Raw genomic sequence first — 24,841 nt, forward strand, 5'->3', positions numbered from 1 at the left:
GGCCGCAACCGACGCAGGAGGACGCGCATGGACACCGAATCCATCACCCGGACCGCCGATCGCATGTGGCACGACGTGTTCCTGCCCGACGACGTGCAGCACGTCCGGGCAATGGCCCGCGACGCCGTCGCCACGCACCTGGCACCGGTCGCCCGCGAGATCGCCCAACGCGAGGAGTCCGTCGACTCGTTCCCGTGGACCGCCTTCAAGGGCCTTGCCGGCGCCGGTTGTTTCGCGGTGCCGTTCGAGCAGCCGTTCGGCGCGGGTCTGCAGCACCCGATGCTGGCGACCTGCATCGTCACCGAGGAAATCGCCTACGAGAGCTCCAGCTTGGCCGGCGTGTACGACGGGCAGTGCATCCTCAACGCCCGCGCCCTCTCGTTCGCCCAACCCCACATCCGCGCGCAGGTCCTACCTGGCCTCATCAACGGCGACGCCGTGTTCGCCTTCGCCACAACAGAACCCGACGCGTCGAGCGATCTGACGCCGACCGCGCTGCAGACCGTCGCCACGAGAACCCCGGACGGATTCGTCGTTAAGGGCCGCAAACGGTGGATCACCAATTCGGTTGTCGCCGATTGGGTTTGCATCCTGTGCCGCGACGGTGACACCGACAACGCCACCATGCTCCTGATCGACATGCACAGCCCCGGCGTCCAGGTCGGTGAACCGGATCTCAAGATGGGTCACCGCGGCCAGATCACCGCCGACATCGTTTTCGACAACGTCGCCGTGCCGGCAGACCACGCGCTCGGCGAGCCCGGCCGGGGCTTGGCCACGGCATTGGCGTCCCTGGCCGCAGGGCGACTCGGCATCGCCGCGGCCGGTGTCGGCGTCGCCCAGATCGCACTCGACCTGGCGGTGGCCCGACTGCGGAGCCGAGAACTGTTCGGCCGCAAGCTCGGCGAGATGCAGTACTGGCAGTACAAATTGGCCGAACGCGCCACCGAACTCGAAGCCGCCCGCTCGATGTACCAGAAGGCGGCCGTCCGCCTCGACCGCGGCGACCGGTCCGGCGAGCCGGAAGCATCCATGGCCAAGTCCTACGCGACCCGGCTCGCCAACGACCTCGCGCGCGACGCGCTCCAAATCCACGGCGGCTACGGGTTCGCACGGCGGGTGTCGGCGACCGGCGAGAGCTACCGGCTCGAAGAGATCTACCGCGACGCCAAGATCCTGGAAATCTTCGAAGGCGCCAACGAAGTTCTGCAGTGGGTCATCGCCCGCCACCTGATCGGCCGCGACATCACGGGCTGAGCGGATCGCGGCCGGCCGAGCCCATCACCGCGCCGGCAAGCCGATGCTCCAGACCCTGGACGACGCGCAGCACGGTCATCCGTTCCGCCTCGCTCAGATCGCCGACGGTCAACTCTTCGATCTCACGCCACACACCCTCGATCTGGTCCCGCAGTCCGCGGCTGGCCGGCGTGGCCTCGATCAGATGGGCGCGCTTGTCCTCGGGGCTCGGGAAGCGGCGGACGAATCCGGCATGCTCCAGCCGCTGGATCATGCGGGTCATCGTCGGCGCATCGGAGCTGGTGAGTCGCACCAGATCCGTCTGACGAAGCGGGCCGCGATCCCACAGGTACATCATCACCAGCTCCTGGCCCGGGTACAGACCGAGGGGACGCAGGAGCGTCGCGATGATCGTTCGCGTCAGCCGGGTGAGCTGAAAGACCGCATGACTGACGGGGCCGCTGCGGGCCGCCGTCGGCAATGCCATCGCCTCGCACGTCTCCCGACCTTCGTCGCTCTCTGTCGCCATCAGCGCACCCCCAGAAGCCATTAGTTGTCTAATCAGCATACTCCCGAGCCATCGCCGTATAACCCCAGTTGGAATAGCTGCCAGTTATTACTTGTTCGAGCAAGTATCTAGAAAGGCAGCGCCATGAACACCACCCACCACACCGGCACCGAGTTCCGTCGTTCCATCACGCGCCTCGTGACAGGGACCGCCATCGGGTTGTCGGCGCTGTCCATCGCCATGGCCGCGCCGGCGGCGGCAAAAGGTCCCCACCCGGGCCCCGTGATCGACCGCCCCGAACCGACCAGTTCCGTCAGCGCACAGACCAATGCCGGCCGCACGTCCACCGCACCGATGACACCCGCCGGGCGCGTGGCGCCCGGCGCAATCCCCCGGTCTCAGCCGGCGGTGTCCATCAACGCGCAGCAGTACACCGGAGGCGCCGCCGATCCGGCCGCGACTCAGATTCGTAAGACGTCGGACTCCATCGACAATCCGGGCGACACCGCCCGCCGCGCCGAGGTCCGCATGCCGACCATGCCCGGCGGACTGACACCCGCCGACGCTGGGCGGTTGTTCGGGGGAATGGCCGGAGCCTCGAAATAGGCTCCGCCACAACGCCGTATCGGCGCGAGAGGCTAACCCTTGTCGGGCGCCCAGTACTCCAGCATCTCGGCGAACGTCTCGAACGCCGGCTTGGAGACGCCGTAGGCGGCTTCCAAGTGGATGCTGATCGGGAAGCCGAGCTCGCCGACGCCATCGATGACGCGCTTGTACAGGTCGAGCATCAGCGCACGCTTGGCCGCGGGCTCCTCGCCGGCCAGCCGCGACACGAACTCCTGCTCGGCGGCGACCAGCGGGTTGCCCGGATCCTGGATCAGCCAGTTGATCAGGCCAACCTTCGACTCCATCTTCGGGACGAACCCGAACGACAGCAGAATCTCAGGCCGGTGCTCGGTGGTCGCAGCGAACTCCTTCAGGAAGCCCACGATCGTGTCCGAGTACAGCAACTGGGTCATCCCGTAGGTGGCGCCCTGGTTGATCTTGAAGTTGAAGCGGCCCTGCTCGCCATCGCGCGTCGGAATCAGGATGACGCCGCGGTTCGGCACCTGATCGCGGTAGATCGTCAACGCGTCGGTCGGTGCCACGCCGGCGCCCTCACCGTCGCTCATGGTGCGCGGGACGCCGACGAACGCGATGCCGTCGAAGTCCGCCTCCTGCAGCACAGCCAGCCGCTTCGAGAGCGCGTCCTCGTCCAGGAACGACGTCACCTGGGTGCAGAGCCCACGGATGCCCGGCAGCTCGGGCTTCATCAACTGCCAGAAGTCGAGGACGTCCATCTTCGGCTTCATCTCGATGGGCCGGTCGCCGTCTTCCTCGATCATCCCGGGGATCATCACGTGCCGGATGCGGCCCTCGAGGCCGACGGCCGCGGCGTTGAGCAGCACCTTGTGCGCCTCGTCGACCGCAAACTGGGGACCGCGCTCAATATTGGGCGGGACCAGTTCGAAGGCGATGGTGTTCAGGGTCACGACTCTGCTCCGGATCTCAGGACTACATACGGGGCGCAGGCGTCACTGACCGCTACGACCCGCAGGTCGTGTTTCCCGTGAAACCTCCACCCTACCGATGGCCTCCAGCAAAGAATCGGCCACGTCCGGCTTGCCAGCCGTGATAAACCCGTCCCGTGGCTGAACGCGTCAAGTTCCAGAGTTCCACCGGCCCCATGCTCGCCGGGATCATCGACCTCCCCGAAGGCACCCCGCGCGGCTGGGGCGTCTTCTCCCACGGCTTCACGCTCGGCAAGGACTCCCCTGCCGCGGCGCGCATCTGCAAGCAACTGGCCTCCGATGGCATCGGAATGCTCCGCTTCGACGCCATCGGCCTGGGCGACTCGGAAGGCCACTGGGGCGACGGGTCCTTCACCCACAAGACCAACGACGTCATCGAGGCGTGCAAGTTCATGTCCGAGCGCGGCACACCGTCGGCGTTGTTGGTGGGCCACTCGTTCGGCGGGGCGTCGGTGCTGGCGGCGGCACGGCAGGCGCCCGGCGTCCGCGCGGTCGCGACGGTCGCTGCGCCCATCGACCCGTCGCATGTCGAGAAGCAGTACGACGACATCCTCGACTGCGTGCTCGCGAACGGCAGTGCGCAGTGGATGGTCGGCGGGCGCGAGCTGACGCTCAAGCGCGACTTCGTGGAGGACGTCCGTGCGGCCAAGCTGCACGCCAAGATCAAGGAACTGCACCTGCCGCTGCTGATCCTGCACTCCCCCACCGACAACACCGTGGGCATCGAGAACGCCAGCGAGATCTTCCGCACCGCCCGTCACCCGCGCAGCTTCGTCTCGCTGGAGGGCACCGAACACCTGCTCACCGGGCCAGGACAGGCCAAGCGGGCGGGACGGATCATCGGCGCCTGGGCCGACGCCTACCTGGGTCCGGACAAGGCACGTCCGCGGTAACCCGCCTTCAGCTACCGGCGGCCTTGTTGGCCTTCGCGATGGCCGCGGCGAGTTCCTCCAGCAGCGGCGGCACATCCAGTTCGGTGACGACGGCTTCGATGAAGACGAGGTCGTCCGGATGGGCAGCCGCGTCGGCCAGTGCGGCCTCCAACTCACCACAGGTTGTCGCCCGGTGGGACAACGGGTTTGGGATACCGAGCGCCGCCGGAATGTCGCGCCACCGCCAGGTCACGATGTCGTTGTACGGCGCGGCCGGACCGTGGATCGCGCGTTCGACGGTGTAACCGTCGTTGTTCACCAGGATCACCACGGCGGGCACACCCTCGCGGCCAAACTGGCCGAGTTCCTGGATGGTGAGCTGCGCGGCGCCGTCGCCGATCAGCAACACCGGACGACGGTCCCGCTCCGCCAGACCCGCACCGAGGGCGGCCGGCAGCGTGTAACCGATGGAGGCCCACAACGGCTGGCCGATGAACGCCACGCCGCTGGGTAGCCGGTGCCGGGCCATGCCGTAGTACGACGTCCCCTGCTCGGCCAGGACCACATTGCCCGGGGTGAGCGCACCACAGACCTTGTCCCACAGGGCCTTCTGAGTGAGCGGCTGATCCGGTTCGAGCACCGGGTCGGGTGCGTCGGGCACCGGCTGCGGTACCGCGGGCGACCGGGTGGGCCGGGCCGTCAGGATGCTGGTGATCGCTTCGAGCGCGGCCGACATGTCCAGTGGCGCAAAGACTTCGCCGGCCACGGTGCTCTGGTTGGGTCCGATGTCGATGGTCCGCGCGGGGTCGATCTGCTGTGTGAACGATGCGCTCACCATGTCGGTGAACTGAACCCCGGCGGTCACCAGCACCGGGGCCTCTTCGATGGCCCGGCGAACCGACTCCTGGCTGGAGGTACCCGCGTAGATGCCGAGGAACTCCGGTGCGGATTCATCGACCAGGCTCTTACCCCACATCAGCGTTGCGTGCGGCACGACGTCGGCCGCCAGCAGTGCCTCCAGCTGCGGGACGGCTTCCAGTCGGTGCACCAGCAGGTCGGCCAGCACCGTCAGCTGGTGCTCGCCGATCAGACGAGCGGCTGCCGCGGTGAACAGCGAGAGCGCCCGCGGGCTCGTGCCGCTGGTGTAGCGCGGCAACGGTCCGGTCGGCGGTTCAACGGGGAACCGGGCGACATCGGTGGCCAGCATCAGGTAGCCGGGCAGCTTGCGCTCGTGCACCTCGGACAGCACCCGGTCGATCTCGCGGGTGGCCGTGGCCGGCACGAGTTTGGCTTGTGCGCAGGTGATTTCGCGGGCGATGCGGTGAAAGTGGTCGAAGTCGCCATCACCGAGCGAGTGGTGGATCACCCGGCGCGAGCCTTGCACGTCAATGGACGGCGTGCCGACGATGTGCACCACCGGGACATGCTCGGCGTAACTGCCCGCGATCGCGTTCGCCGCGGACAACTCGCCGACGCCGAACGTGGTGATGAGCGCCGCCATGCCGCGCAGCCGGCCGTAGCCGTCAGCGGCGTAGCCGGCGTTGAGTTCGTTGGCGCTGCCGACCCATCGGACATCCCGGTGCGCGATCACATGATCGAGCAGTTCCAGGTTGAAATCACCTGGTACACCGAAAATCTCGGTCACACCCAATTCAGCGAGCCGGTCCAGCAGGTAGTCACCGACGGTGTACTCGGGCATACCGACCTCCTGGTGTCGCTGGTACCGCGATGGTAACCGTCCCAGCCCGGACACCGCCCCACAAGCACTACCATGACGGCCATGACCGTTCGCCCACATCGGCTCGTGTGGCAGGTCGCGGCGGTGTCGCTGCTCGCGGCCTGTGGTTCGAATACGTCAGCGGCACCGTCGTCGACCACATCGACCGCGCCCACGACAACGGCAGCCCAGCTCCCGCCGCCGGTGCCCGTCGTACCGGTGAAACCGAATGCGCGGCAGGCCAAGTGGGTCGACCTGCAGGTGGGCGACTGCCTGAACTCACCGCCACCCACCGACCCGAGCGTCGTCGAGGTCACACTCGTGGACTGCGCGGCCCCGCACATCGCCGAGGTATTCCTGCGTGCCAATGTCGCGGTCAACGACGCCATCGCCGGTGTCGCCGACCAGCAATGCGCCGCGGGCCTGACGCAGTACGCCGGCCAGAGCAGCCGGTACACCTCGACCTATCTCATCGACTCGAACATGGATCGCACCGGACACACGCCGCTGCCCAGCACCGTCATCTGCCTGCTGCAGTCGGCCACCGGCGTGTCCCTGAACGGCTCCGCTAAGGCTTAGCCGTCAACAGGATGTATTGGGCGGCAACCTGTTCGTGCACATCCTTCAACTCGGCGCCCCGCGCCTCGATGGCATAGTCGCCTGCCGGCGCAACACAGTAAAACTGCTTCGGGTTGGCCAGCAGGATGCAGCGGCTGAGCGTCAGCGACGGCACCGGATCGGCGGTCTCGGTGCCGTCCACCGACACCTCTTTGCCGAAGGTGTTCGCCACGTTCACCGCCGACACCGGGTCCTTGGCCCGATACACGCTCGTCTTGCCGCGCGCGAACGCTGTCACCCCGTTGTCTTGGAACACCTTGCTCGACGCGACCGGGTCGCTCTGGAAGTGCAGGGCCCCGGTGCCGGAGTAGACGGCGTTCTGCGAATTGCGTGGCGATTCGGTCTGCAGCGTCAAGGCCAGGAGCCCGGTCGGATCGATCGGCACGGTCGGCAACTCTGCCGCGGGTTTGAAGGGCTCGATCGCGGTGACCTGGGCGCCTGTCGCCTTGGCCACCAACGCGATGGCCGGATCAGGGCCGGCTGTTGACTGCGCCAGTTGCGTCAGGACATAGGGGCCGTGCGCGGTGAAGGACCGCACGGTGGTCACCTTCGTGCCGCGGGAGTCGACGTCGTACGTCGACGCCAGCGCATCCGGATGCTCCGGGATGGCAACGGTTTTCGGCTCTGCGCCGCGGATCTTGACCTGGAGGGCTGCCGCGTTCATGTCGCCGGCCGCGGCAGTGGCATCAGCGGGCGACGCGAAGCGCAGTACGCCGTTGATCAGCACCGTCTTGGCCGCAGACTCCCGCGCCGAGGCGAACCCATCGATGAAGTTGTGCCTGCCGGCTGCGGTCGCGATGTTCTCGGGCCCGAACTGGGCCAGCAGACCGGGCTCGTCGAGCACGAAATACGTTGACAGATAAGGCTCGATGAGCGTGCTGTCGACCTGCCAGGGTCCCACCACGTAGCCGGCCAGCTGTTGCGCCTCGAGCCTGGCGCCGGCCCCGGGGGCACCCGCGGTGCCGTAGGGCTCATGCGGCTTGGTCGGGTAGTTCCCCGGCTTCAGCTGCGCCGGGGCGACGATCGGCGGTGGCGGCGGTGTCGTCGACGTCGCCGGCTTCGCGGATGACGTGGCCGGGCTCGACTGTGTCGATCCGCCACCACAGCCCGCGGCCAGCAGCGCCACCGCGACCACCGCTCCACAGCTGACCAGACCCCGCATGCGTCCCTCCCCTGCCGACTGCAGACCAACCTACTCAGTGTCAGGTCTTCGCGGCACTGAACTGCATCACATGCCCAAACACCTTGGTACTGGTATCGATACGCAGCCCGTTGCGACGTCCTTCGGCAACCAGTTCATCGGGGTTCACCAGGCGGAACGGCGACCGGTCCACCCGGTGCACGACCGTGGCCACCGGTGTCCGCGTCAGGTCGTAACCGACGAACACCCCGCCGGGCTTGAGCACCCGGGCGATCTCGGCGACGGCGGCCTCCCATTCGATGACGTGGTGCATCATCAGGCAACTGACCACCGAATCGAACGCATCGTCGGCGAACGGCAGGCGGGTCGCATCGGCGCTCTGCACCGTCACGTTCGGGTTGTCCTTCAGCCGGTGCGCTGCGGCGTCGACCATGACCGGGTCCAGATCGGTCGCGGTGATGGCCAGCCCGGGACGCGCGGTCGACAACCCCTCGGCGATGGCGCCACTGCCGGAACCGATTTCGAGCAACTGCTCGCCCAGCTTGTCGGTGGGCAGCATATCGAGCACGGCTCGGGTGGTGGTTCTCCACATGGCGCCGCAGCAGAATGCCCGCTCGACTTTGGACATCACCGGCATCGCGGTCTCCTCCTCGTAGTGTGCGTCGAGTATGGAACCGCCTGCACCGTCAACGCTTGGACGGATCCGTCGAATCCCGCAGCGCGCGGGCGATCTCGGACGGCGCTGCGCCGGTCATCTCACGGCATACCCGGTTGGCATGGGAGCCGTCGGCGAATCCGGCCAGATGCGCGGCGTCGGTGACCTGCTCACCGCCCGCGAGATGTTTCAACCCGGAAAGCAGTCGCGCCCAGCGGGTGGCCGCCGAGAAGGAGACACCGGTCTGCTGCCGGCACAGGCGACCGAGGTAGTCCGGCGACACCGCGACCTCGTGCGCGACCGATGCCAGGTCCACGGATTCGGTTGCGCCGCTGTAGATCAGGTCCATCGCCTGCTTCAGCTGCGGATGCAGCCCGGGCTGCTGTCCCGGATCACCGCAGAGACGCTGGATCAGCGTGGCGGCGGCCAACTCGGGGGCGGTGTCGAACGCGGCGGCCACGGCCCGTGCGAGTGCCCGGTGGTCGGCCGGCAGCCAGATGCCGTCACCGGATTCGCTCTGGCTGAGGGCGTGCAGCGCTGCCCCGGGCCAGGTGTGCGGCGCCAGATACAGAGCCAACGTCACATCGGTGGGCTGCGACCGCACCGCGTGGCCGGCGCCGCTGGCGATGACCACGACGTGTCCGCTGCGGGACGCCTCGCCGGCGGTTCGGACCGTCAGCGGCCCGGTCAGCCCCACCCCGACCTGCACTGCCGCATGGTGATGAACATCCAGGTCGCCGAAGGTGCCGACGACCATCATCTGCGCCGGACCCAGCTCCCAGACGGGCATACCCGATGTTAACGCCGCGATTGGCGCCGCTCGATGACGTCGAGCGCCTGCTGCGCCCACCGCAGGTTCTCCTGCTCGAACGAGATCCCGCGCATCAGCGTCAGATAGGGCCCCACCCGCTCCGCCTCGGCGAGGAACGCCGCCTCGCTGCGGCCGCCCAGGATTCGGTTGCGAATCCGTTCGTAAAGTTCGAGTTGTTTGGTGGACCACTGGATTCGGTCCCGCAGGCCGGCGCACACGGCAGCCGCGTTGCCACTGTCGACGGTGGACACCTGCACCAACAGGTCGTCGCGCATGGCCAGGGGCTTGGGTGTCGCTTCGGTGAAGTCATGCACCGCGGTGCGGCCTGCCTCGGTGAGCGTGAACATCCGCTTGTTGGGCCGGCGCTCCTGCTCGACCACGCGGGCCTCGATCAGCCCGTCTGCCGCGAGCCGGTCGAGTTCGCGGTACAGCTGTTGCGGGGTGGCCATCCAGAAGTTGGCGACGGACGCGTCGAAGCCCTTGGCCAGGTCATATCCCGAGGCCTCACTGTCGAGCAGGGCCGCCAACACGGCGTCACGCAGAGCCATGCCCAGAAGTCTAATAGTCAACAAAGTGATTAGTCACATATAGACATGCCGAGCTTGTCCCGCTAGCGTCACCCGTACCTAATCACCAAATTGACTATGCGAGGTATGCGATGCAGGCATTCCGCAAGGCGGTCGAGGCCGCCGACGGCGAAGCCATGGCCGCCTGTCTGGCCGACGACGTGGTGTTCACCAGTCCCGTCGCCTTCAAGCCCTACCCGGGCAAGCCCATCACCGCCGCCATCCTGCGCGGCGTGCTGCGGGTCTTCGAGGACTTCCGCTACATCCGCGAGATCAATGACCCCGAAAACCACAGCCACGCTTTGATTTTCGAGACCAAGGTCGGCGGCAAGACGATCAACGGATGCGACTTCATCCACGTCAACGACCAGGGCCTGATCGACGAGTTCACCGTCATGGTCCGGCCACTGTCCGGAGCGCAGGCCCTGTCGGAGGCCATGGCCGCCCAGTTCCCGCAGATCCAGGCCGAGGCCGCCGAAGCCATCGCTGCCCTGGCCGCGAAGGAGCAGTGAGCATGAAGATCGGTCTCGGCATCAACTACGCCGGCGGTTTCAAAGAGGTCGTGGCCGAGGTCGCCGACCTCGAAAAGGCTGGACTGGACGTCGTTTTCGTCCCTGAGGCGTACTCGTTCGACGCCATCAGCGCGCTCGGCTACCTGGCCGCCGCCACCGAGCGGGTGGAGCTGGCCTCCGGCGTCCTGCAGCTCTACACCCGCACCCCCACCCTGACGGCCATGACGGCCGCCGGTCTCGACTACGTGTCCGACGGTCGGTACATCCTCGGCCTCGGCGCGTCCGGCCCGCAGGTGATCGAAGGCTTCCACGGCGTCCCGTATGACAGCCCCATCGGCCGCACCCGCGAGGTCGTCGAGATCTGCCGCCAGGTGTGGCGCCGCGAGCGACTCGCCTACCAGGGCAAGCACTACACCATCCCGCTGCCGGAAGGTCAGGGCACGGGGCTCGGGAAGTCCCTCAAGCTCATCAACCACCCTGTGCGCGAACGCATTCCGGTGTTGCTGGCAGCACTCGGGCCGAAGAACGTCGAACTGGCCGCGGAGATCGCCGAAGGCTGGCAGCCGATCTTCTACATGCCGGAGAAGGCCAAAGACGTCTGGGGCGACGCGCTGGCGGCCGGTTACGCAAAGCGCGACGCGACGCTGCCGCCCATGGACATCTACGCCGGACCGGCGCTGGCCATCGGCGACAACGTCGAGGGGATGCGCGAGTTCATCAAACCGCACATCGCGCTGTACATCGGCGGCATGGGCGCCAAGGGCAAGAACTTCTATCACAACGTGGCCACCAAGTACGGCTATGGCGCCGAGGCCGACCGCATCCAGGAGCTGTACCTTGCTGGCGACAAGGACGGTGCGGCGAAAGTCGTTCCCGACGAACTGGTTCGGGACATCTCGCTGATCGGTAGCCGCGAGTTCGTCAAGGAACGGGTGGCGGCATTCCGGGAAGCCGGCGTAACGGTGCTCAACGTGGTGCCGATGGGTGCGACGACCGCCGACCGCGTCAAACTCATCGAGGAGCTGCGCGAGCTGGTGTAGGGCTGACGCTACCTCTACGCGCCCGGCTGACCGTACAACGCGACGACGACCGAACGGTCCCAACTGTTCTCCGACCACACGCCCATGACGGTGTTGGCGCAGTTGGCCATGATCGCGTAGGTCGGCGGGTCGTAGTACCACTGGTTCAGCACATCCAGGTTGTTGATGGCGATGGACCGGTTGATCGCCACCGTCTGAAACACCTTGCCCCGGAAGCCCGCTGCCTCCGCGCGCCGCTGTGCCGTCGACCCGTCCGAGCCGAGGTCACCGTCGAGGTCGCGGTTGTTCAGCACATCGTTCGCGTGCCACTCGGCGGCGAGCCGCAGCTGCGGGCTGACCGCCACGTCATTGGTGCAGCCGGCCTGGTGCTGAATGGTGTAGACGTTGGCGACCACGCTGTTGTTGAGGCGCGTGTTGTCCGCGTGAGCCACCGCAGGCAGCGCGGCGCCGCACGCGAAGACCGCCAGGATCACCCCGGCCAACCGGGTACTCACTGTGCCCCCGGTCGGTAGTTGCCCGCGGAACTGCGCAGCGGCCCGATCAGCTCGGGGCACAGTTCGTTGATCACCTGTCCGACAAGATAATTGGCCTGGCCTTCGTCGCCACCCGTGACGTCGACCTTGATGTCACCGATGATCTGCCCGTAACTCCTGCCCGCGGCGATCTTGTCGCACACGCCGCGCCCGTAGGCGATGGCGGCATCGCCGCTCGGGAAGTTGAAGCCGCCCCGCACGTTGACGCTGTTCACGTACGTCACCGGGTCGGCCTGGGCCGGCGGCACCATCCATCCGGCCGCGGCCCCCGCGGCGAACACCATCACCAGCGCCCGCGTCACACGGGATCGAACTGTGAGATCAGCCATCGATCGTGCACCTTGTCGAGAGTCACCCGCACCGTCGAGGTCGACGCGGTGGGCGAGTCGGCACCGATGGTGGTCGTCTGGTTCACGAAAACCAGTACCACAGCGTGGTTTTCGGTCGCCGACACCGAGGCGGCGTCCGGAACGGTCGCGACTGCGGAGATGTGTTTCTGTTTGGCCCCGGGCGCCACGACGGTGTCGACCAACTTGGTGTACTCGTCGCGGAACCCGCCGGTCAGCCGGCCGGCGGCCGATTTCAGCTCGGTGTCAACCGTTTCCGGCCGGTACGACAGCATGGCGACGGTACCGTCACTGGCCGCCCGCACCGACTCGGTGGCCGCGGCTTGCGCGAGCCGCACCGACCCGTCCTGCCAGTTGAAGTACCCCGCGGCGACGGCAAGCAGCATCGCGGCGAACGCCAATGTCAGACCCGTCCACCGCGCCCACGGCTTCCGCGAATCACTCTGCACCGCTGCGGGTTCGGCTTCGACAACCGCCTCCTCGGCGGCCTCGGTCTCGTCGGGTTCGACGGGACGTTCTTCGACATCCACTGTCACTGTCATGACCTGTCCTTCATGTTGCCCTGACCGTCCGATCTGCTCATGACACGAACTGGACGTTGGAGATTCGGGCGCCCGCGCCGTCCTTGGCGACGCTGATCCGCATGCGCCAGTTTCGTGGTGGACCCGCCGGCGCCTCGGCCAACGATGTCCGCACCGACACCGCGAGAAGCACCTGTGCGCCATCACCGGTCACCGACTCGAGTCCGGCTTCGGTGACGGTGCCCTCGGATTTCGATCGGGCCTGCTTCACCACCGCGACGAACGGCTCGGACCGGCGCTGGAAGTCTTCGCGGAATTCGCCGGTCGACGAGTCGAGTATCCGGCGGATGTCGGTGTCCGCCTCGGTGTAGCTGATCGTGGTCAGGTTCAGCGCGGCCTGGCGGGCCGTCTGCACGTACAGGTTCCGCAGCGCCTGTCCCTGTTCGGCCTGGTGCGCCCGAAAGCCCAGCCAGACCACCAGGGCACCCCCGGCGACGACCAGTGCCAGTCCGGTCGCCACCAGCGGCGAGACACGCGGCAACCGTTGCCGCAGCGACGGTTTCGGCGCCACGACCGCATCCGCGTCGGCTGCATCCGCATCGGCTGCATCGGCGATGTCTAGCTGCTCGGGATCAGCATGCTCTGCCATGTCTTGCCTTTCGTGGTGGCGGCCAGGTCGGAGTCGGTGTACGGCTTGCCGTCAGGCCCCACGTAACCGCCGGTCGCGGGGTCGTAGGGCACCACGGCCACCGGGGGTGCCGGGGGTGCCGGCCCAGGTGCTGCACTGGGGCGCTGCCGGGGATCGGTGCCCGGCGCGTACTGCGGGACGCCCTGCCCCGTCAGCGTGGCGTTGGGATCGCCCTTCCAGATGTAGCCGTCGTTGAGGGGCACGTACTGCTCGTTGCTTTCGCAGAGCTCCACGGTCGGCGACCGCTTGGCCGGGTTGTTCTCGCACGGAATGTTCCGCACGCCACGAACATTCAGGTCGGAATCCTGCGGCACCCGGCAGTACAGCTCACCGGCGGGACGCTCGGGATAGTCCACCTCGGTCGGTACCCGTTGCTGTTTGACGGGCAGGAAGCCGGTGTTGCACGGCGGCGGCAGATTCATGTTCAGTTTGAAGTCCAGATAGATGCCCCGATAGGGCGTCTTGAGGTCCGCGTCGGCGACCGCGATCGCCGACATCAACGCGGTGCCCTGCGGGAAGAGCACCAGCAGTTGTTCGATGTCGTGCCGATAGACAACCGCGATCTCACCCAGGCTCACCATGTTGGCCAGCAGGACCGGCAGTGCCGGGGCGAACCTGTCGAACAGGGCGCGGCCCTCGTTCAGGGTCGGCTGCCCGAGCTTGAGCAGATCGGCGAACGCCGCATTCTGGGCCTTGAACTGGCCGGTGATGGACGCGGCTCGCTGCGCCCACGTCGCGATCGAGTCCGCGGTCTGCACTTGCGAATTCAGCACGGCCGGGCTCTGGTCGATCAGTTGCGTGATCGGGCCGACGTTCTTGCCGGCCTCGATGGCCAGTGACGTGGAGCCGTTGACGATCCGGGACAGCTCAGGGCCGAGTCCGCTCACGGCTTTGTCGGCTTCGTCGACGACGGTACGCAGATTGTCCTGCGGGATGGCTTCCAGCGCTCGGTTGGTGGCATCGAGCAGGTTGCCGATGTCCGGCGGAATCCGCACCTTGGCCACCGGGATGGTCGCTCCGCCGCGCAGGGTCGGGCCGGCATCGGATTGCCCTGCCGCAGGGATCAATTCGACGAACTGTTCACCGACGGCCGAGCGGCTGTGGACCGCGGCCGATACGTCCGCAGGCACCTTGATGGCGGAGTCGAGATTCAGCTCGGCCCGAACCCCGCCCGCGGTGACGTCGACCGCTTTGACCCGCCCGATCTCGGTGCCGCGGTAGGTGACCACCGACGTCGGGTACAGACCGCCGGACTCCGGCAGCTCGAGCGTCACGGTGTATCGGCCGTACCCGAGCAGAGCCGGTACGTGCACGAAGCCGAATGCCATGACGCTGCAGGCAATCACGGTGACGGCACCGAGGATCGCCAGCTGGAGCCAGACTGTCCGGGACAAGCGCAGACGCAGCATGTCAGTACCCCCCGAAGTGATAGGGAGCGATCAGCGGGTTGCCCGCGGTGTACGGGCTGGGCATCTGACCGATCGTGCGGCCCCATTGCATTTCGAGTTCGGTGAGGTTGCCCTCCCACCGGGTTCCGGTGAACAGGCTGCTGTCGAGCCGGCTCAACGTCAGGTCGATGACCATCGTGATGTTGGCGAAGTCGCCCCGGAACCAGTTGCCGAGATTGCTCTTCACCCACGGGTAGGTCGACAGGAAGTCCAGGCCCTTCGTCAGTGCCGGTCCCGAATCGGCCAGCGACCGCAGCACGGGCACCATGCTCCGCAGGTTGGCGACGAGGCTCTCCTTGGTCTGCTTGATCGTCGACGTCGCGACCGCGCTGAACCGTCCGACGGCATCGATCGCGTCGGCCAGCTTCGCGCGCTGCTCTGCCAGTACCGCCAACGCCTGCGGGATGGTGGTGAGCGCCTTGTCGACCGTGCGCTGGTTCGCCGCGAACTGGCCCACCAGAGAATTCAAATTCTCTGTGGCGGAGATGATGTCGTCGGTCTGGGCATTGAGTCGGGAAATGAACGTGTCGAGCTGGGTCAGCAGGCTGCGCATGTCGTTCTCGCGGCCGGCCAATGCCTTCGCGAAGGTCTGGTTGATCTCCTGCAACTGGGCCAGGCCACCACCGTTCAGGAGGATCGACGCCGACGCGAGGGCCTGCTCGGTGGTGGGATACGTTGCGGCCCTGGACAGCGGGATCACCGCGCCGTTGGTCAGCTGGCCTTGCGGCGCTTCGCCGGTCGGCGGGCTTAGCTCGATGTGCATCGAGCCCAGCAGGCTGGTCTGCCCGACCTTGGCGGTGCTGTTGGCGGGTAGGTGGACGTCGCCGTTGATCCGCATGGTGACCAGCGCGTGCCAGTCCTGTACCTCGATCTTGGTGACGTTGCCGACGTTGACGTCACCGACGCGCACGCGGGTGTTCTGCTGGATCACCACGACGTCGGGCAATTGCGCTTGAATCACGTACGAACCTGGTCCGTCGCCGGCGGTGCCAGGCAGGCTCAGCGAATTCAGGCCGCGCCATTGGCATCCCGGCAACGTCAGCACGCTGAGGATGACGAGGGTCGCGGTCACGAGGCGCTTCATGGCTGCGTCCCCTGCTGCGGGACCATGAGGCCGGCCAGCCCCTGGCCGGGGTCGGTCGGGGTCGATACGGGGGCCTCCGCCGGCAGCGGAGCCGGCGCGGGGTTCTCCTGCGGCGGGGCCCCGCCCGGCCGCAGTCGCGGCTCGCTGTAGGTGACCTCGTTGGGCCGGGCCGTCGCGCCGACGAAAGGATTGCCGCCGATCGGCACGAAGTTGTACTGCCGGTTCTTGATGATCGGCGCCAGGTACTGCACGCACAGCTTGGCGGACTGCTCGAAGCCTTCCCGTGCCGCGGACTGGATTGCGCCGCAGAGGAACTGCACGGTGTCGGCGAAGTTGACGGGCGCCAGGATGCCCGTGATGGCGCTCTGCGCGGGGTCGTAGATGTTGGTGAAGTTCTGGAACACCGTCGGCGCGATGTGCAAGACCTGCTTGAGGTCCGTGCGGCTGTCGTTGAGCGCCGTGGTGATCGCGTTGAGGTGGTCGAAGGTGGTCCCCAACCCTTCCCGGTTCTCCGCGATGAAGCCGCGCAGATCCTTGACCGCGGTGTCCAGATTGCGTGTCGCATCGGCGATGTTGTTCGGCGTGCTCGACAGTGCGGTGGTGATGGAAGCCATGTTGGTGTTGAAGGCGGCGAGCAGATCGCTGCTGGACGACAGTGCCGAGACCAGCAACTGCAGATTGCGCACCGTGCTGAAGATGTCGGTGCTGTGGTCGCCGAGAGCCGACATCGCGCGGGACAGCTTGATGACGGTGTCGCGCGCGGTGTCGCCCTGGCCGCGCAGGTTGTCCGCGGCGCTGTTGATGAATTCGCCGACGGCACTGGGCCCGCCGGGACTCGTCGGCTGCAGCGAGTCGGTGAGCTTCTCCAGTTGCTGACGGAAGTCGTCCCATTCCACCGGCACCACGGTGCGGTCCAGGGCGATGGTGGAGCCCGCGGCGAGTTTGGGTCCACTGGTGTAGGCGGGCACCAACTGAATCGCGCGGGCGCTCACCAATGACGGCGACAAGATGGCGGCACGGACGTCGGCGGGCAGCGCGTATTGCGAGTCCACCGAGAAAGTCACTTTGGCGGCATGCGGTTGCGGCTCGATCTTCTCGACCGTGCCGACGGTGACGCCCAGAATCCTGATGTCGTCGCCGGTGTACAGGCCGTTGGTGTTCGCGAAGTACGCGACGTAGGTACTCCGGACAGCGGTGACCCACCAGGATCGAGCCAGTCCGGTGGCGGCAACCGCCAGGATGACCACGAGACCGAGCGCGAGGGCGATGCGCCACGTCCGGCGGCTGCCCACGCGTGGTGTGGGTTCGGGGCTGGTCATGGTCACCTCCCTCCGACGGGCGAAACGGGATCTGACACCACACCGGGCGAACCGGTGTGCGAATTATTCGACGGCGGGAGCGGCGTCGGGGGCGGGACCGTCGGCGGCGGCACCTCGCCAGGGGCCGGTGCCAGCGCCGGCGGTCCGGGTGCCGGGCCTCCCGGTGGCGGCGCGGGCAGCGGTTCCCGATAGGGGTAACGCGGATCTCCGGGATTGCCGGTGATCGCGTCGGGCAGAGTGAGATTCGGCGGTCCACCCTGGCCGGTGCGCGGATACGGCGACGGCAGCGGCGGGGTACCCGGCTGACCGGCGCCGGGCTCGGTCAGCTGCGACGGCAGCAGCACGTTGGGGTCCAATCCCAGGTCGGAGAACGCCGCGTCGATGAACGGCTGATCGAACTGACCCGGGAACAGGTTCACGAGCGATGCTTTGAAGAACGGCCCGGCACCGAGCACTTCGCCGAACGACATGGCGTACCGGCGCAACAGGTACAGCGTGCGCTGCAGCTCCTTCTTCCGGTTGTCGAGGATGCTGAGAACGCCGTTGAGCTTGTCGACGGCCGGCTTCAGTTGCGTCCGGTTGTCCTGCACCAGACCGGAGAGTTGCACGGTGGCCGCGCTGACATTGGCCATCAGCGTCTCGACCGAATTGCGTTGCGACAGAATCTCCCCCAGCAGCGCGTCGGTGTTGACCACCAACTGCGCAATCTGGTCACTACGCTTGGCCAGCACCGAAGTCACCTTGTTGGCATCGGCGAGCAGCTGGCGCAGCTTGGCATCGCGGGTACCGAGGGTGTCGGAGAATCGCGCCACGCTCTCCAGCGCCAACTTCAGATCGGGTGGCGTGTTCTGGAACGTCTGCGCCAGCGTCTTGAGTGCCGAAGACAGCTGGGTGGTGTCCAGACCGCTGATGGTGGTCGTCAGATCACCCAGCGCGGCCGGCAGATCGTATGGCGAGGTGGTGCGTTCAATCGGGATGGGGCCGTTGAGGTTTCCGTCACCGCGCGGCGTCAGCTCCAGCACCTTGGTACCCAGCACCGTCTCGGTCTTGATGGCGGCTTCGGTGCGGTCGCCCAGTTCGACGCCGTCACGCACCGTGAAATCCACCCGAACCTTGGCACCCTCCAAGTGAATTCCCGAGACCCGTCCGACGCCCAAGCCAGACACCCGCACGTCACTGCCCGTCTTGATACCGCCGGCATCGGCGAAGTACGCCTGGTAGTCGGAGGTCCCCTTGATGAACGGGATCTTGTCGTAGCTGAAAGCGGCGACGACGATCGCGACGATCAGCGCGATACCGGTCGCGCCTACCGCCAACCGGTTACGTTCGGCCAGGGGCTTGATGTTCAGCTTGATGCGCGTCATTTCGGTGTGCACCGCCCCGACTCCTGGCCGGCCACTTTGACGTACACCGGTTGGCCGCCCTTTCCATTCAGCTTCAGCAGTGCGTCGCAGAGATAGAAGCTGAAGTAGTCGCCGTACAGGCCGTTGCGGGAAAGAATCTGGTACGCGTCCGGCAGCGTCCGCACCAGCTCGTCGACGTAGGCGTGGTCCGCCTCGATCTGGCCGGACACCCGATCCGTCTGCTGCACAGTCTGTTTGATCGGCTCGCCCCCCACGGTCAGCAGGTCGGCAACCGACCGCGCCGCGCTGTTGATGTTCGCCACCCCGATCGCGATGTCGGATTTGCGGGTGGCCAAACCCTGAACGAGTTGCGACAGCTTGTCCAGGCCGTCGGCGAACTGCGTGTCACGGGCCGCGAACGTCCCCAGCACGGTGTTCAGGTTGGTGATGACCTCACCGATGAGCTGGTCCCGGCCCGCCAAAGTTGTTGTCAGTGCCGACGTCTGCGCCAGCACCGACGAGATGGTGCCGCCCTGGCCCTGGAACACCCGAAGCAACTCACCGCTCAACGCGTTGACCTGATCGGGATCGAGCGCACGGAACAGTGGCCGGAAGCCGCCGATGAGCGCGTCGACATCCAATGCCGGCGACGTCCGGGACAACGGGATCGTCTGGCCCGGAAGGAGTTTGCGCACCGACCCGGGACCTTCCTCGAGCGCCAGGTAGCGGTCGCCGATCAGGTTCTCATAGCGGACGGTCGCGGTGGTGCCTTCGGTGAGCGTCAGTTGTCTGTCGATCGCGAAGTCGATGGTGACGGTGCCGTCCTTGTGCAGCGTGAGGCTCTTGACCTTCCCGACCTCAACGCCGGCGATACGAACGAAGTTGCCACCCTTCAACCCCGACACGTTGCTGAACACCGCCTGGTAGGAAGCCCGCGAATCGAAACGGAACTGCCCGAACACCGTCAGCAGCCCGAACATGAAGAGCAGGCTGACCACGGTGAAGATCACGACGCGGGTTACGGTCCCACGAATCCGGCTTCTCATGGTGACCCCGGCTCAGGTTGGGGCACGCCCATCTCGACACCGGGCAACCCGGGAGCCGGACCACCCGGGTACCGGATTCGCGGCGGTTCGGGCTGCGGCTTGGTCACCGGGAAGTAGTTGGCGAAACCAGGGAAACCGATGCCGGGGTTGGGCCGCATATCCAGGCCGTCACCGTAACCGGTGTCGGTCACCAGGTACTTGACCGGGAAGTTCTTGCTGACGTCGGGCAGCGAACCGCAACTCGGCTTGCCACCGGGCCCACCACTGGCATTGACGACGGGCAGGTTGTCGGGGAACCGGTAGGGATCGGCACCGGCCAGCAGCCCGACATCCATGATCACCGATTTCCCGTTGCCGCCCATGGCATATCGGCCGCCGTGCTCCAGGAACCACTGGGCGCCCTGGAACAGGCACGTGTACGTCGGCGAATACTTCTCGAGGAGTGCGGTGGTCGGTCGCAGCACTTCCATCGACCGCGCCAGGGCAGTCTGGTTGGCGCCGATGGTGTCGATGCCCGACTGCGAGAAGCCGACCGCCGACAACAACAGGCCGTCGAGTTCCTTCGACTGACCGGTGATCGTGGTGGCGGTGGTCGAGAACGAATCCAGGATGGACACGATGTCCTGCGCCGCGGCCGAATACGCCTGTGCGGTCTGCCCGAACAACTGCCAATCCTTGCGCACGGTGTCCATGCGCGGATTCACCTCCAACAGAACGTGGTTCGCGTCGGTGATCGCCTGGCCGATGACGTCGCCCTTACCGCGCAACGATTCGGCCACGGCCGAGAGCACCGAGTTGAGCTTCGTCGGGTCGATCACCTGGACCACCGACTGCAGGTTCTCGAACACGGTGTTGACCTCGACCGTCACGTTCTGCGACTGCAGCACCGCACCCGATTTGAGGTGGCCGCCGCTCGGCCCGGTCGACGGCACATTCAGTTCGACGTACTTGGCGCCGAACGCGGTGCTCGACCGGATCTGCGCTTCGACATTGCCCGGCAGTTGCGCGAACGGCCCGGGGTACATCCGGAGTTTCAGCGTCGAAAGTACGTGTCCCCCAGTATCTGTCCGGCTGCCGATCGATTCCACCTCGCCGATCTGCACGCCCCGGAGCTTCACCTTCGCGCCGTCCTCCATGACCAGCCCGGCGCGGTCGGAGATCAGGGTCAGTGGCACGAATCCCCGCAGTGATCCGGAGAACAGCAGCCACGTCATGGCGGTCATGGCGACGACCACGATCACCAGGACAGGCGCCCACCAGATCGGGTCGATCTGCTCACGCCGAGTTTTGTTCGCACCCTTCGCCATTCGGTTCAGCCAGCCAGGTGGAAGTTGCCGGACTGGCCGTAGACGGACAGTGTGATGGTGAGCAGGATGAACACGCCGGCGGTGATCGAGGTCCGCACCGCGCGGCCGACGGCCTCGCCGACACCGGCCGGTCCGCCGGTGGCGGTGAAGCCGTAGTAGGTGTGCACCGCCATCACCGCGGCCGCCATGGCCAGCGCCTCGAAGAAGGACCAGGCGAGGTCATTGGGATGCAGGAACGTCGTGAAGTAGTGGTCGTAGACGCCGCGCGACTGGCCGTAGATCATCGTGGTCCCGAACCGGGTCGCCAGGAAGGACATCAACACCGCGACGGTGTAGATCGGCACGACGGCCACCACGCCGGCGACGATCCGGGTCGCCGCCAGGTACGTGATCACCCGGATGCCCATCACTTCCAGGGCGTCGATCTCCTCGTTGATGCGCATGGCGCCGAGTTGTGCCGTCGCCCCGGCCCCGATCGTGGCGGCGAGTGCCACCCCGGCCGTTGCGGGAGCGATGAAGCGCACGTTCAGAAAGGCCCCCAGGAAGCCCGTCAGCGCTTCGATACCGACATTGGACAGGGTGTTGTAGCCCTGGACGGCGATCAGGGCGCCGGTGGACAGGGTGAGGAACCCGACGATGACCACGGTGCCGCCGATGACGGCGAGTGCGCCGGTCCCCATGCCCATGACCGCGATGAGCCGCAGCACCTCGCCCGGGTAGCGCCGGACGGCGTCGGCGGTGGCGGCCAGGGCGCTGCCGTAGAACGCCGTCTGTTCGCCCAGCCGGCGGGTCGCCGCGATCGCCTGGCCCGCCAGTTCGCTGAGCGGTGAGGGGTGGTCGACATCCACATCTGCTGTCATGGCGCCACTTTCACGCCGAACGCGGTCGCCAGGATGTTGATCAGGAACAGCGCCATGAACGCGAAGACGACGGTCTCATTGACTGCGTTGCCGACGGCCGTCGGTCCGCCACCGACCGAAAGTCCCTTGTAGCACGCGATCAGCCCGGCCGACAGCCCGAACAGCAATGCCTTGACCAGGGAGACGATCACCTGCGGCAGGCCCGTCAGCAGCGTCATGCCCGCGATGAACGCGCCGGGCGTCACGTGCTGGATATAGACGACGAAGAAGTAGCTGCCGGCCAGGCCGACGACGGCCACCATGGAATAGAGCATCGCCGCGACGAATGTCGCGGCGAGGACGCGGGGCACGACGAGTGCCGGAATCGGGTTGACGCCAATGACTTTCATGGCATCGATCTCTTCTCTGATGGTTCGTGCGCCGAGGTCGGCACACATCGCGGTCGAACCGGCACCGGCCACGACGATCGCGGTAACCACCGGCCCCACCTGTGTCACCGAGGCCAGCGCCGCGCCGGCACCGGACAGGTCACCGGCGCCGACCTCGATCAGCACGATGTTGAGCGTGAAGACGATCAGCACCGTGTATGGAATCGACAGCACGACAGTCGGTACGACGGAGACGCGCGCGACGAACCAGATCTGCTCGATCAGTTCACGCCAGGCGTACGGCGGACGCAGCATCGCGGCGAACGTCTCACCGGCCATGACGATGAAATCGCCGACTGCCACAGCGGGGCGCGTCCAGGCCGTGGAGGCGCGCGGAGACGACTGGAGCGTTTGCGCCACAAGCTGCCTCCCAATGTCGGTCCGTCGTCGAGCTTGGCCCGGACGTTAGGAAGGCACCAGTTTGCTGTCAACGCAACAAAGGGGGGTACGGCAACGTCAATTACCGAAGATGCAGGTGGACTCAACGCAATTGCTTCGGTTCACCCGGATTGAATCGCGCTGAGCCAAAACCTACCTGCAAGCGCCCTGGTTACGGCGTCACGATGTTGAACCAGAGCTGGAAGGTGTCGAGCAGTCCGACGAACTCGTCCACCGACTGCCGCTTGCCCTCCACGGTGACGTTGTTCGCCGATATCGCGTCGGCGAGTTTGACTTTGCCGAGCTGAATCTCGCTCATCGTCGCCTTGGTCAGTTTCAGGCCGATCAACTCACTCGTCGTGCGAGGACCCCGACGCCGCGGCCGCAGCGGCCTTCACCGGCTTCGGCTTCAACTTCGGCGCCTCACCACGCGGCGACTGGCCCTTCGGGCTGTCGTCGGCAGCCGGGCGGGCCGCCGGCTTGCCACTGCCGGTCGGGTGTTGCCCGGCCTTCTTGCCCTTGCCGCGCTTCGGCGCATCGGCTTGCTTCGGCGTATCGGAATCCGACTGGTCCTTCTTGGATCCGGCCGAGTCGTTCTGGCTCACCGGCTTGTTGTCGTCGGACTCTGCCTTGGGCGCGCCCTTGACCTCAGGTGTCGCCGCCTCAGGTGTCTTCGCTTCCGGCGTCTTCACCTCGGGCTCGGCAGCGGCGTCCTTCTCCGTCCCCTTGGTCGGCGCCTTCACAGCATCAGGACCGTCGGCGTCCTTGACATCGGTCCCCTTGACCGGGGCGACCTTCGCACCCGGCTCCGGTTTCGTCGCGGCAGTCGTCTTGGGCGAGTCCAGTTCCGCCGCAGCCTCTTTCATGGTGGCCACTGCCTTCAGCGCCGCTTTCGGGTTCACCGCGGCGACCGACGCCGGCGGCCGGATGATGTCGCCGATCTTCTGGATCACGTTCGAGATGCCCGCGACCACGGCCTTCGTCACATCGGCGGCGGTGTTGGCCACCCATTTCACGCCCTGAACGACGGCATTGGTGATCCATTTGACCGTGTTGACCACTGCTTTCGTTACCGCCTTGGTGACGTCGACGAACGCATTCCACGCAGCGTCAACAACTTTCACTACGGCTTGTCCGATTTTGACGGCGGTGTCCACGACCGCGCCGATCGCCAGTCGCACCGCGGCCAGTATCCGCGCCGCGATGCCTTCGACTCCTCCAACGCCGTTGAGCCGCAGGATTTCCTGGGCGATGACGAAAGCGGCCTCCTTGGGAATCCAGTCCGCGTAGAAGACGCCGAACTTGCCGCTGCCGGGTTGGTCGTCCCGGGTGGTGTAGATGAAGATCGGCCCGCCGTACTGCACTCCGTCGGTGGCCATCGTCTGCCAGGTTTCGATGAGGTTCTTGATGAACTCGGCTTGGGTGTGCTCGCTGACGTTGTTGGTCGGCACCCCGTACTCGGTGATCCAGATCTTCTTGAGACCGTCACCGTTGGCCGCCATCAGGTCGTAGATCTTCTGGATCTGGGTAAAGGGCGACAGGACCACGTTCTCGCCGTCCGAGAACTTCAGCGTCTCCTGGTACGGGTGGAACGCCAGCGCGTCGAAGTAGCCCTTCGCGCCGGCGGCGTACATCCCGTTCACGTAATCCACCGGGTTCATGGTGACGCCACCGAACGTGAAGACGCTGCCGAGCCCTGCCGCGATGACAGTCGCGGTCGGGTCGGCCGCCTTGATCGCCGGGTAGGCAGCCTTCAACAATTCGGTGTAGCTCGACGGCGAGATCGGGTCGTAGAAACAGACGCAGTTGACCTCGTTCCACACTTCGTAGGCCGAGATCGTCTTCCCATACCGGGTCGCGACCTGCGTCATGAAATTCGCGTAGGCGACGGGGTCGGGCGTCTTGGCCCCGGGGAAGTTACCGTCCGTGCCGGCCCAGACCGGCGTGCTGTTGACCATTGCGAGGACGCCCATGTTGCGAGCCTTCGCCGCATTCATGATGTCGTCGATCGGCGCCCAGTTGTACTGGTTCGGCAGCGGCTGCGTGTACACCCACGGGATGTAGACCCGGACGTCCTGGACGCCCATGGATTGCAGCATGTCCAGGGTGGTGTCGATGTCCTGCTTCGACATTCCGTACAGGCTGGAGTCCGCCATGCCGATGGTCGACGGCGCCGAGACGATTTCGGCGGTGTGCGTCACCGCGGTGTGGCTCACCGGCTCCACCAGTTGCGCCGCGTAGGCGCAGACCACGGCCAGGGGAATCAACACGGTCAACACCCGGTGCACTGCC

27 protein-coding genes are annotated in these 24,841 nt (G+C 66.5%); 6 read left to right on the forward strand and 21 right to left on the reverse strand.

Annotated features, from left to right (window positions below):
- Positions 1 to 27: 27 nt before the first annotated feature.
- A complete protein-coding gene (locus tag H289_RS0105080; protein ID WP_020099674.1) occupies positions 28 to 1,257 on the forward strand; it encodes an acyl-CoA dehydrogenase family protein in 1,230 nt (409 codons plus the stop codon).
- Here H289_RS0105080 and H289_RS0105085 read toward each other — a convergent pair.
- Positions 1,247 to 1,765: a MarR family winged helix-turn-helix transcriptional regulator gene (locus H289_RS0105085; protein WP_020099675.1), complete on the reverse strand. Its 519-nt coding sequence runs from the start codon at positions 1,763 to 1,765 to the stop codon at positions 1,247 to 1,249. The genes H289_RS0105080 and H289_RS0105085 overlap by 11 nt on opposite strands.
- A 123-nt stretch (positions 1,766 to 1,888) precedes the next feature.
- Here H289_RS0105085 and H289_RS0105090 point away from each other — a divergent pair, with 123 nt between their 5' ends.
- Positions 1,889 to 2,350, forward strand: coding sequence for a hypothetical protein (locus H289_RS0105090; RefSeq protein WP_020099676.1), 462 nt, complete (start codon positions 1,889 to 1,891; stop codon positions 2,348 to 2,350).
- 32 nt (positions 2,351 to 2,382) lie between these two features.
- Here H289_RS0105090 and H289_RS0105095 read toward each other — a convergent pair whose 3' ends face one another.
- The gene (locus H289_RS0105095; protein WP_020099677.1) at positions 2,383 to 3,276 is read right to left on the reverse strand and encodes a mycobacterial-type methylenetetrahydrofolate reductase; all 894 of its coding nucleotides are present in this window, start codon (positions 3,274 to 3,276) and stop codon (positions 2,383 to 2,385) included.
- 155 nt (positions 3,277 to 3,431) lie between these two features.
- On the opposite strand from H289_RS0105095, the gene H289_RS0105100 reads away from it, so the two are divergent.
- Complete coding sequence (locus tag H289_RS0105100) at positions 3,432 to 4,208, forward strand: alpha/beta hydrolase family protein (RefSeq protein WP_020099678.1); 777 nt, start codon at positions 3,432 to 3,434, stop codon at positions 4,206 to 4,208.
- Between the two features lie 7 nt (positions 4,209 to 4,215).
- Here the strand turns inward: H289_RS0105100 and H289_RS0105105 are convergent, their stop codons facing one another.
- Positions 4,216 to 5,886, reverse strand: coding sequence for an alpha-keto acid decarboxylase family protein (locus H289_RS0105105; RefSeq protein ID WP_020099679.1), 1,671 nt, complete (start codon positions 5,884 to 5,886; stop codon positions 4,216 to 4,218).
- 81 nt (positions 5,887 to 5,967) lie between these two features.
- Here H289_RS0105105 and H289_RS0105110 point away from each other — a divergent pair, with 81 nt between their 5' ends.
- Positions 5,968 to 6,483 (forward strand): hypothetical protein, encoded by a 516-nt coding sequence (locus H289_RS0105110; protein ID WP_029104801.1) that lies wholly within the window; start codon positions 5,968 to 5,970, stop codon positions 6,481 to 6,483.
- Here H289_RS0105110 and H289_RS0105115 read toward each other — a convergent pair.
- Genes H289_RS0105115 through H289_RS0105130 form a run of 4 tightly spaced genes read right to left on the reverse strand, consistent with a single transcriptional unit; the run spans position 6,473 to position 9,677 of the window.
- Positions 6,473 to 7,684 carry a DUF7373 family lipoprotein gene (locus tag H289_RS0105115; protein ID WP_020099681.1) on the reverse strand — a complete coding sequence of 404 codons (1,212 nt, stop codon included), beginning with the start codon at positions 7,682 to 7,684 and terminating at the stop codon, positions 6,473 to 6,475. The two genes, H289_RS0105110 and H289_RS0105115, sit on opposite strands and share 11 nt — an antisense overlap.
- Positions 7,685 to 7,724: 40 nt before the next feature.
- Entirely contained in the window at positions 7,725 to 8,300 is a 576-nt protein-coding gene (locus H289_RS0105120; RefSeq protein WP_020099682.1) for a class I SAM-dependent methyltransferase, read from the reverse strand.
- A gap of 49 nt (positions 8,301 to 8,349) precedes the next feature.
- A complete protein-coding gene (locus tag H289_RS0105125; RefSeq protein ID WP_020099683.1) occupies positions 8,350 to 9,108 on the reverse strand; it encodes a helix-turn-helix domain-containing protein in 759 nt (252 codons plus the stop codon).
- A gap of 8 nt (positions 9,109 to 9,116) precedes the next feature.
- Positions 9,117 to 9,677: a PadR family transcriptional regulator gene (locus tag H289_RS0105130; protein ID WP_020099684.1), complete on the reverse strand. Its 561-nt coding sequence runs from the start codon at positions 9,675 to 9,677 to the stop codon at positions 9,117 to 9,119.
- 110 nt (positions 9,678 to 9,787) lie between these two features.
- Between H289_RS0105130 and H289_RS0105135 the strand changes: the two genes are divergently transcribed.
- Together H289_RS0105135 and H289_RS0105140 are read left to right on the forward strand one after the other, a co-directional pair.
- Complete coding sequence (locus H289_RS0105135) at positions 9,788 to 10,207, forward strand: nuclear transport factor 2 family protein (protein WP_020099685.1); 420 nt, start codon at positions 9,788 to 9,790, stop codon at positions 10,205 to 10,207.
- A 2-nt stretch (positions 10,208 to 10,209) separates the two neighbouring features.
- Positions 10,210 to 11,247: an LLM class F420-dependent oxidoreductase gene (locus H289_RS0105140; protein ID WP_029104802.1), complete on the forward strand. Its 1,038-nt coding sequence runs from the start codon at positions 10,210 to 10,212 to the stop codon at positions 11,245 to 11,247.
- A gap of 14 nt (positions 11,248 to 11,261) precedes the next feature.
- Here H289_RS0105140 and H289_RS0105145 read toward each other — a convergent pair whose 3' ends face one another.
- The 14 genes from H289_RS0105145 to H289_RS31710 form a co-directional block, all read right to left on the reverse strand.
- Positions 11,262 to 11,741 carry a CAP domain-containing protein gene (locus H289_RS0105145; RefSeq protein WP_020099687.1) on the reverse strand — a complete coding sequence of 160 codons (480 nt, stop codon included), beginning with the start codon at positions 11,739 to 11,741 and terminating at the stop codon, positions 11,262 to 11,264.
- The gene (locus H289_RS0105150; RefSeq protein ID WP_036420137.1) at positions 11,738 to 12,109 is read right to left on the reverse strand and encodes a DUF732 domain-containing protein; all 372 of its coding nucleotides are present in this window, start codon (positions 12,107 to 12,109) and stop codon (positions 11,738 to 11,740) included. The genes H289_RS0105145 and H289_RS0105150 overlap by 4 nt, the downstream gene beginning before the upstream one ends.
- Positions 12,079 to 12,669, reverse strand: coding sequence for a hypothetical protein (locus tag H289_RS0105155; protein ID WP_020099689.1), 591 nt, complete (start codon positions 12,667 to 12,669; stop codon positions 12,079 to 12,081). The genes H289_RS0105150 and H289_RS0105155 overlap by 31 nt, the downstream gene beginning before the upstream one ends.
- Before the next feature lie 37 nt (positions 12,670 to 12,706).
- Entirely contained in the window at positions 12,707 to 13,297 is a 591-nt protein-coding gene (locus H289_RS0105160; RefSeq protein WP_020099690.1) for an Rv1363c family protein, read from the reverse strand.
- Positions 13,267 to 14,745 carry an MCE family protein gene (locus H289_RS0105165; RefSeq protein WP_020099691.1) on the reverse strand — a complete coding sequence of 493 codons (1,479 nt, stop codon included), beginning with the start codon at positions 14,743 to 14,745 and terminating at the stop codon, positions 13,267 to 13,269. The genes H289_RS0105160 and H289_RS0105165 overlap by 31 nt, the downstream gene beginning before the upstream one ends.
- 1 nt (position 14,746) lies before the next feature.
- Positions 14,747 to 15,868, reverse strand: a complete 1,122-nt coding sequence (locus H289_RS0105170; protein ID WP_020099692.1) for a virulence factor Mce family protein — start codon at positions 15,866 to 15,868, stop codon at positions 14,747 to 14,749.
- Positions 15,865 to 17,187, reverse strand: a complete 1,323-nt coding sequence (locus tag H289_RS0105175) for an MCE family protein (RefSeq protein WP_036420138.1) — start codon at positions 17,185 to 17,187, stop codon at positions 15,865 to 15,867. Before H289_RS0105175 ends, H289_RS0105170 begins: the two co-directional genes overlap by 4 nt.
- 2 nt (positions 17,188 to 17,189) lie before the next feature.
- Positions 17,190 to 18,551, reverse strand: coding sequence for an MCE family protein (locus tag H289_RS0105180; protein WP_020099694.1), 1,362 nt, complete (start codon positions 18,549 to 18,551; stop codon positions 17,190 to 17,192).
- Entirely contained in the window at positions 18,548 to 19,576 is a 1,029-nt protein-coding gene (locus H289_RS0105185) for an MCE family protein (RefSeq protein ID WP_029104805.1), read from the reverse strand. The genes H289_RS0105180 and H289_RS0105185 overlap by 4 nt, the downstream gene beginning before the upstream one ends.
- Positions 19,573 to 20,883 carry an MCE family protein gene (locus H289_RS29755; protein WP_020099696.1) on the reverse strand — a complete coding sequence of 437 codons (1,311 nt, stop codon included), beginning with the start codon at positions 20,881 to 20,883 and terminating at the stop codon, positions 19,573 to 19,575. Before H289_RS29755 ends, H289_RS0105185 begins: the two co-directional genes overlap by 4 nt.
- A 5-nt stretch (positions 20,884 to 20,888) precedes the next feature.
- Complete coding sequence (locus tag H289_RS0105195) at positions 20,889 to 21,743, reverse strand: ABC transporter permease (protein ID WP_029104806.1); 855 nt, start codon at positions 21,741 to 21,743, stop codon at positions 20,889 to 20,891.
- A complete protein-coding gene (locus H289_RS0105200) occupies positions 21,740 to 22,450 on the reverse strand; it encodes an MlaE family ABC transporter permease (RefSeq protein ID WP_051128409.1) in 711 nt (236 codons plus the stop codon). The genes H289_RS0105195 and H289_RS0105200 overlap by 4 nt, the downstream gene beginning before the upstream one ends.
- Before the next feature lie 271 nt (positions 22,451 to 22,721).
- A complete protein-coding gene (locus tag H289_RS32245; RefSeq protein WP_020099699.1) occupies positions 22,722 to 22,898 on the reverse strand; it encodes an alkyl sulfatase C-terminal domain-containing protein in 177 nt (58 codons plus the stop codon).
- A gap of 1 nt (position 22,899) precedes the next feature.
- The gene (locus H289_RS31710) at positions 22,900 to 24,819 is read right to left on the reverse strand and encodes a hypothetical protein (RefSeq protein ID WP_155944033.1); all 1,920 of its coding nucleotides are present in this window, start codon (positions 24,817 to 24,819) and stop codon (positions 22,900 to 22,902) included.
- Positions 24,820 to 24,841 lie beyond the last annotated feature (22 nt).

Source organism: Mycobacterium sp. 360MFTsu5.1, assembly GCF_000383495.1.
GTDB lineage: Bacteria > Actinomycetota > Actinomycetes > Mycobacteriales > Mycobacteriaceae > Mycobacterium > Mycobacterium mucogenicum_B.

What these genes read in the sequence shown, in the direction of transcription:
- H289_RS0105080 (WP_020099674.1), top strand. Translation starts at nt 28, where the DNA reads ATGGACACCGAATCCATCACCCGGACCGCCGATCGCATGTGGCACGAC.
- H289_RS0105085 (WP_020099675.1), bottom strand. Translation starts at nt 1,765, where the DNA reads ATGGCGACAGAGAGCGACGAAGGTCGGGAGACGTGCGAGGCGATGGCA.
- H289_RS0105090 (WP_020099676.1), top strand. Translation starts at nt 1,889, where the DNA reads ATGAACACCACCCACCACACCGGCACCGAGTTCCGTCGTTCCATCACG.
- H289_RS0105105 (WP_020099679.1), bottom strand. Translation starts at nt 5,886, where the DNA reads ATGCCCGAGTACACCGTCGGTGACTACCTGCTGGACCGGCTCGCTGAA.
- H289_RS0105110 (WP_029104801.1), top strand. Translation starts at nt 5,968, where the DNA reads ATGACCGTTCGCCCACATCGGCTCGTGTGGCAGGTCGCGGCGGTGTCG.
- H289_RS0105115 (WP_020099681.1), bottom strand. Translation starts at nt 7,684, where the DNA reads ATGCGGGGTCTGGTCAGCTGTGGAGCGGTGGTCGCGGTGGCGCTGCTG.
- H289_RS0105120 (WP_020099682.1), bottom strand. Translation starts at nt 8,300, where the DNA reads ATGCCGGTGATGTCCAAAGTCGAGCGGGCATTCTGCTGCGGCGCCATG.
- H289_RS0105125 (WP_020099683.1), bottom strand. Translation starts at nt 9,108, where the DNA reads ATGCCCGTCTGGGAGCTGGGTCCGGCGCAGATGATGGTCGTCGGCACC.
- H289_RS0105130 (WP_020099684.1), bottom strand. Translation starts at nt 9,677, where the DNA reads ATGGCTCTGCGTGACGCCGTGTTGGCGGCCCTGCTCGACAGTGAGGCC.
- H289_RS0105135 (WP_020099685.1), top strand. Translation starts at nt 9,788, where the DNA reads ATGCAGGCATTCCGCAAGGCGGTCGAGGCCGCCGACGGCGAAGCCATG.
- H289_RS0105140 (WP_029104802.1), top strand. Translation starts at nt 10,210, where the DNA reads ATGAAGATCGGTCTCGGCATCAACTACGCCGGCGGTTTCAAAGAGGTC.
- H289_RS0105150 (WP_036420137.1), bottom strand. Translation starts at nt 12,109, where the DNA reads ATGGCTGATCTCACAGTTCGATCCCGTGTGACGCGGGCGCTGGTGATG.
- H289_RS0105155 (WP_020099689.1), bottom strand. Translation starts at nt 12,669, where the DNA reads ATGACAGTGACAGTGGATGTCGAAGAACGTCCCGTCGAACCCGACGAG.
- H289_RS0105160 (WP_020099690.1), bottom strand. Translation starts at nt 13,297, where the DNA reads ATGGCAGAGCATGCTGATCCCGAGCAGCTAGACATCGCCGATGCAGCC.
- H289_RS0105165 (WP_020099691.1), bottom strand. Translation starts at nt 14,745, where the DNA reads ATGCTGCGTCTGCGCTTGTCCCGGACAGTCTGGCTCCAGCTGGCGATC.
- H289_RS0105170 (WP_020099692.1), bottom strand. Translation starts at nt 15,868, where the DNA reads ATGAAGCGCCTCGTGACCGCGACCCTCGTCATCCTCAGCGTGCTGACG.
- H289_RS0105175 (WP_036420138.1), bottom strand. Translation starts at nt 17,187, where the DNA reads ATGACCAGCCCCGAACCCACACCACGCGTGGGCAGCCGCCGGACGTGG.
- H289_RS0105180 (WP_020099694.1), bottom strand. Translation starts at nt 18,551, where the DNA reads ATGACGCGCATCAAGCTGAACATCAAGCCCCTGGCCGAACGTAACCGG.
- H289_RS0105185 (WP_029104805.1), bottom strand. Translation starts at nt 19,576, where the DNA reads ATGAGAAGCCGGATTCGTGGGACCGTAACCCGCGTCGTGATCTTCACC.
- H289_RS29755 (WP_020099696.1), bottom strand. Translation starts at nt 20,883, where the DNA reads ATGGCGAAGGGTGCGAACAAAACTCGGCGTGAGCAGATCGACCCGATC.
- H289_RS0105195 (WP_029104806.1), bottom strand. Translation starts at nt 21,743, where the DNA reads ATGACAGCAGATGTGGATGTCGACCACCCCTCACCGCTCAGCGAACTG.
- H289_RS0105200 (WP_051128409.1), bottom strand. Translation starts at nt 22,450, where the DNA reads ATGGCCGGTGAGACGTTCGCCGCGATGCTGCGTCCGCCGTACGCCTGG.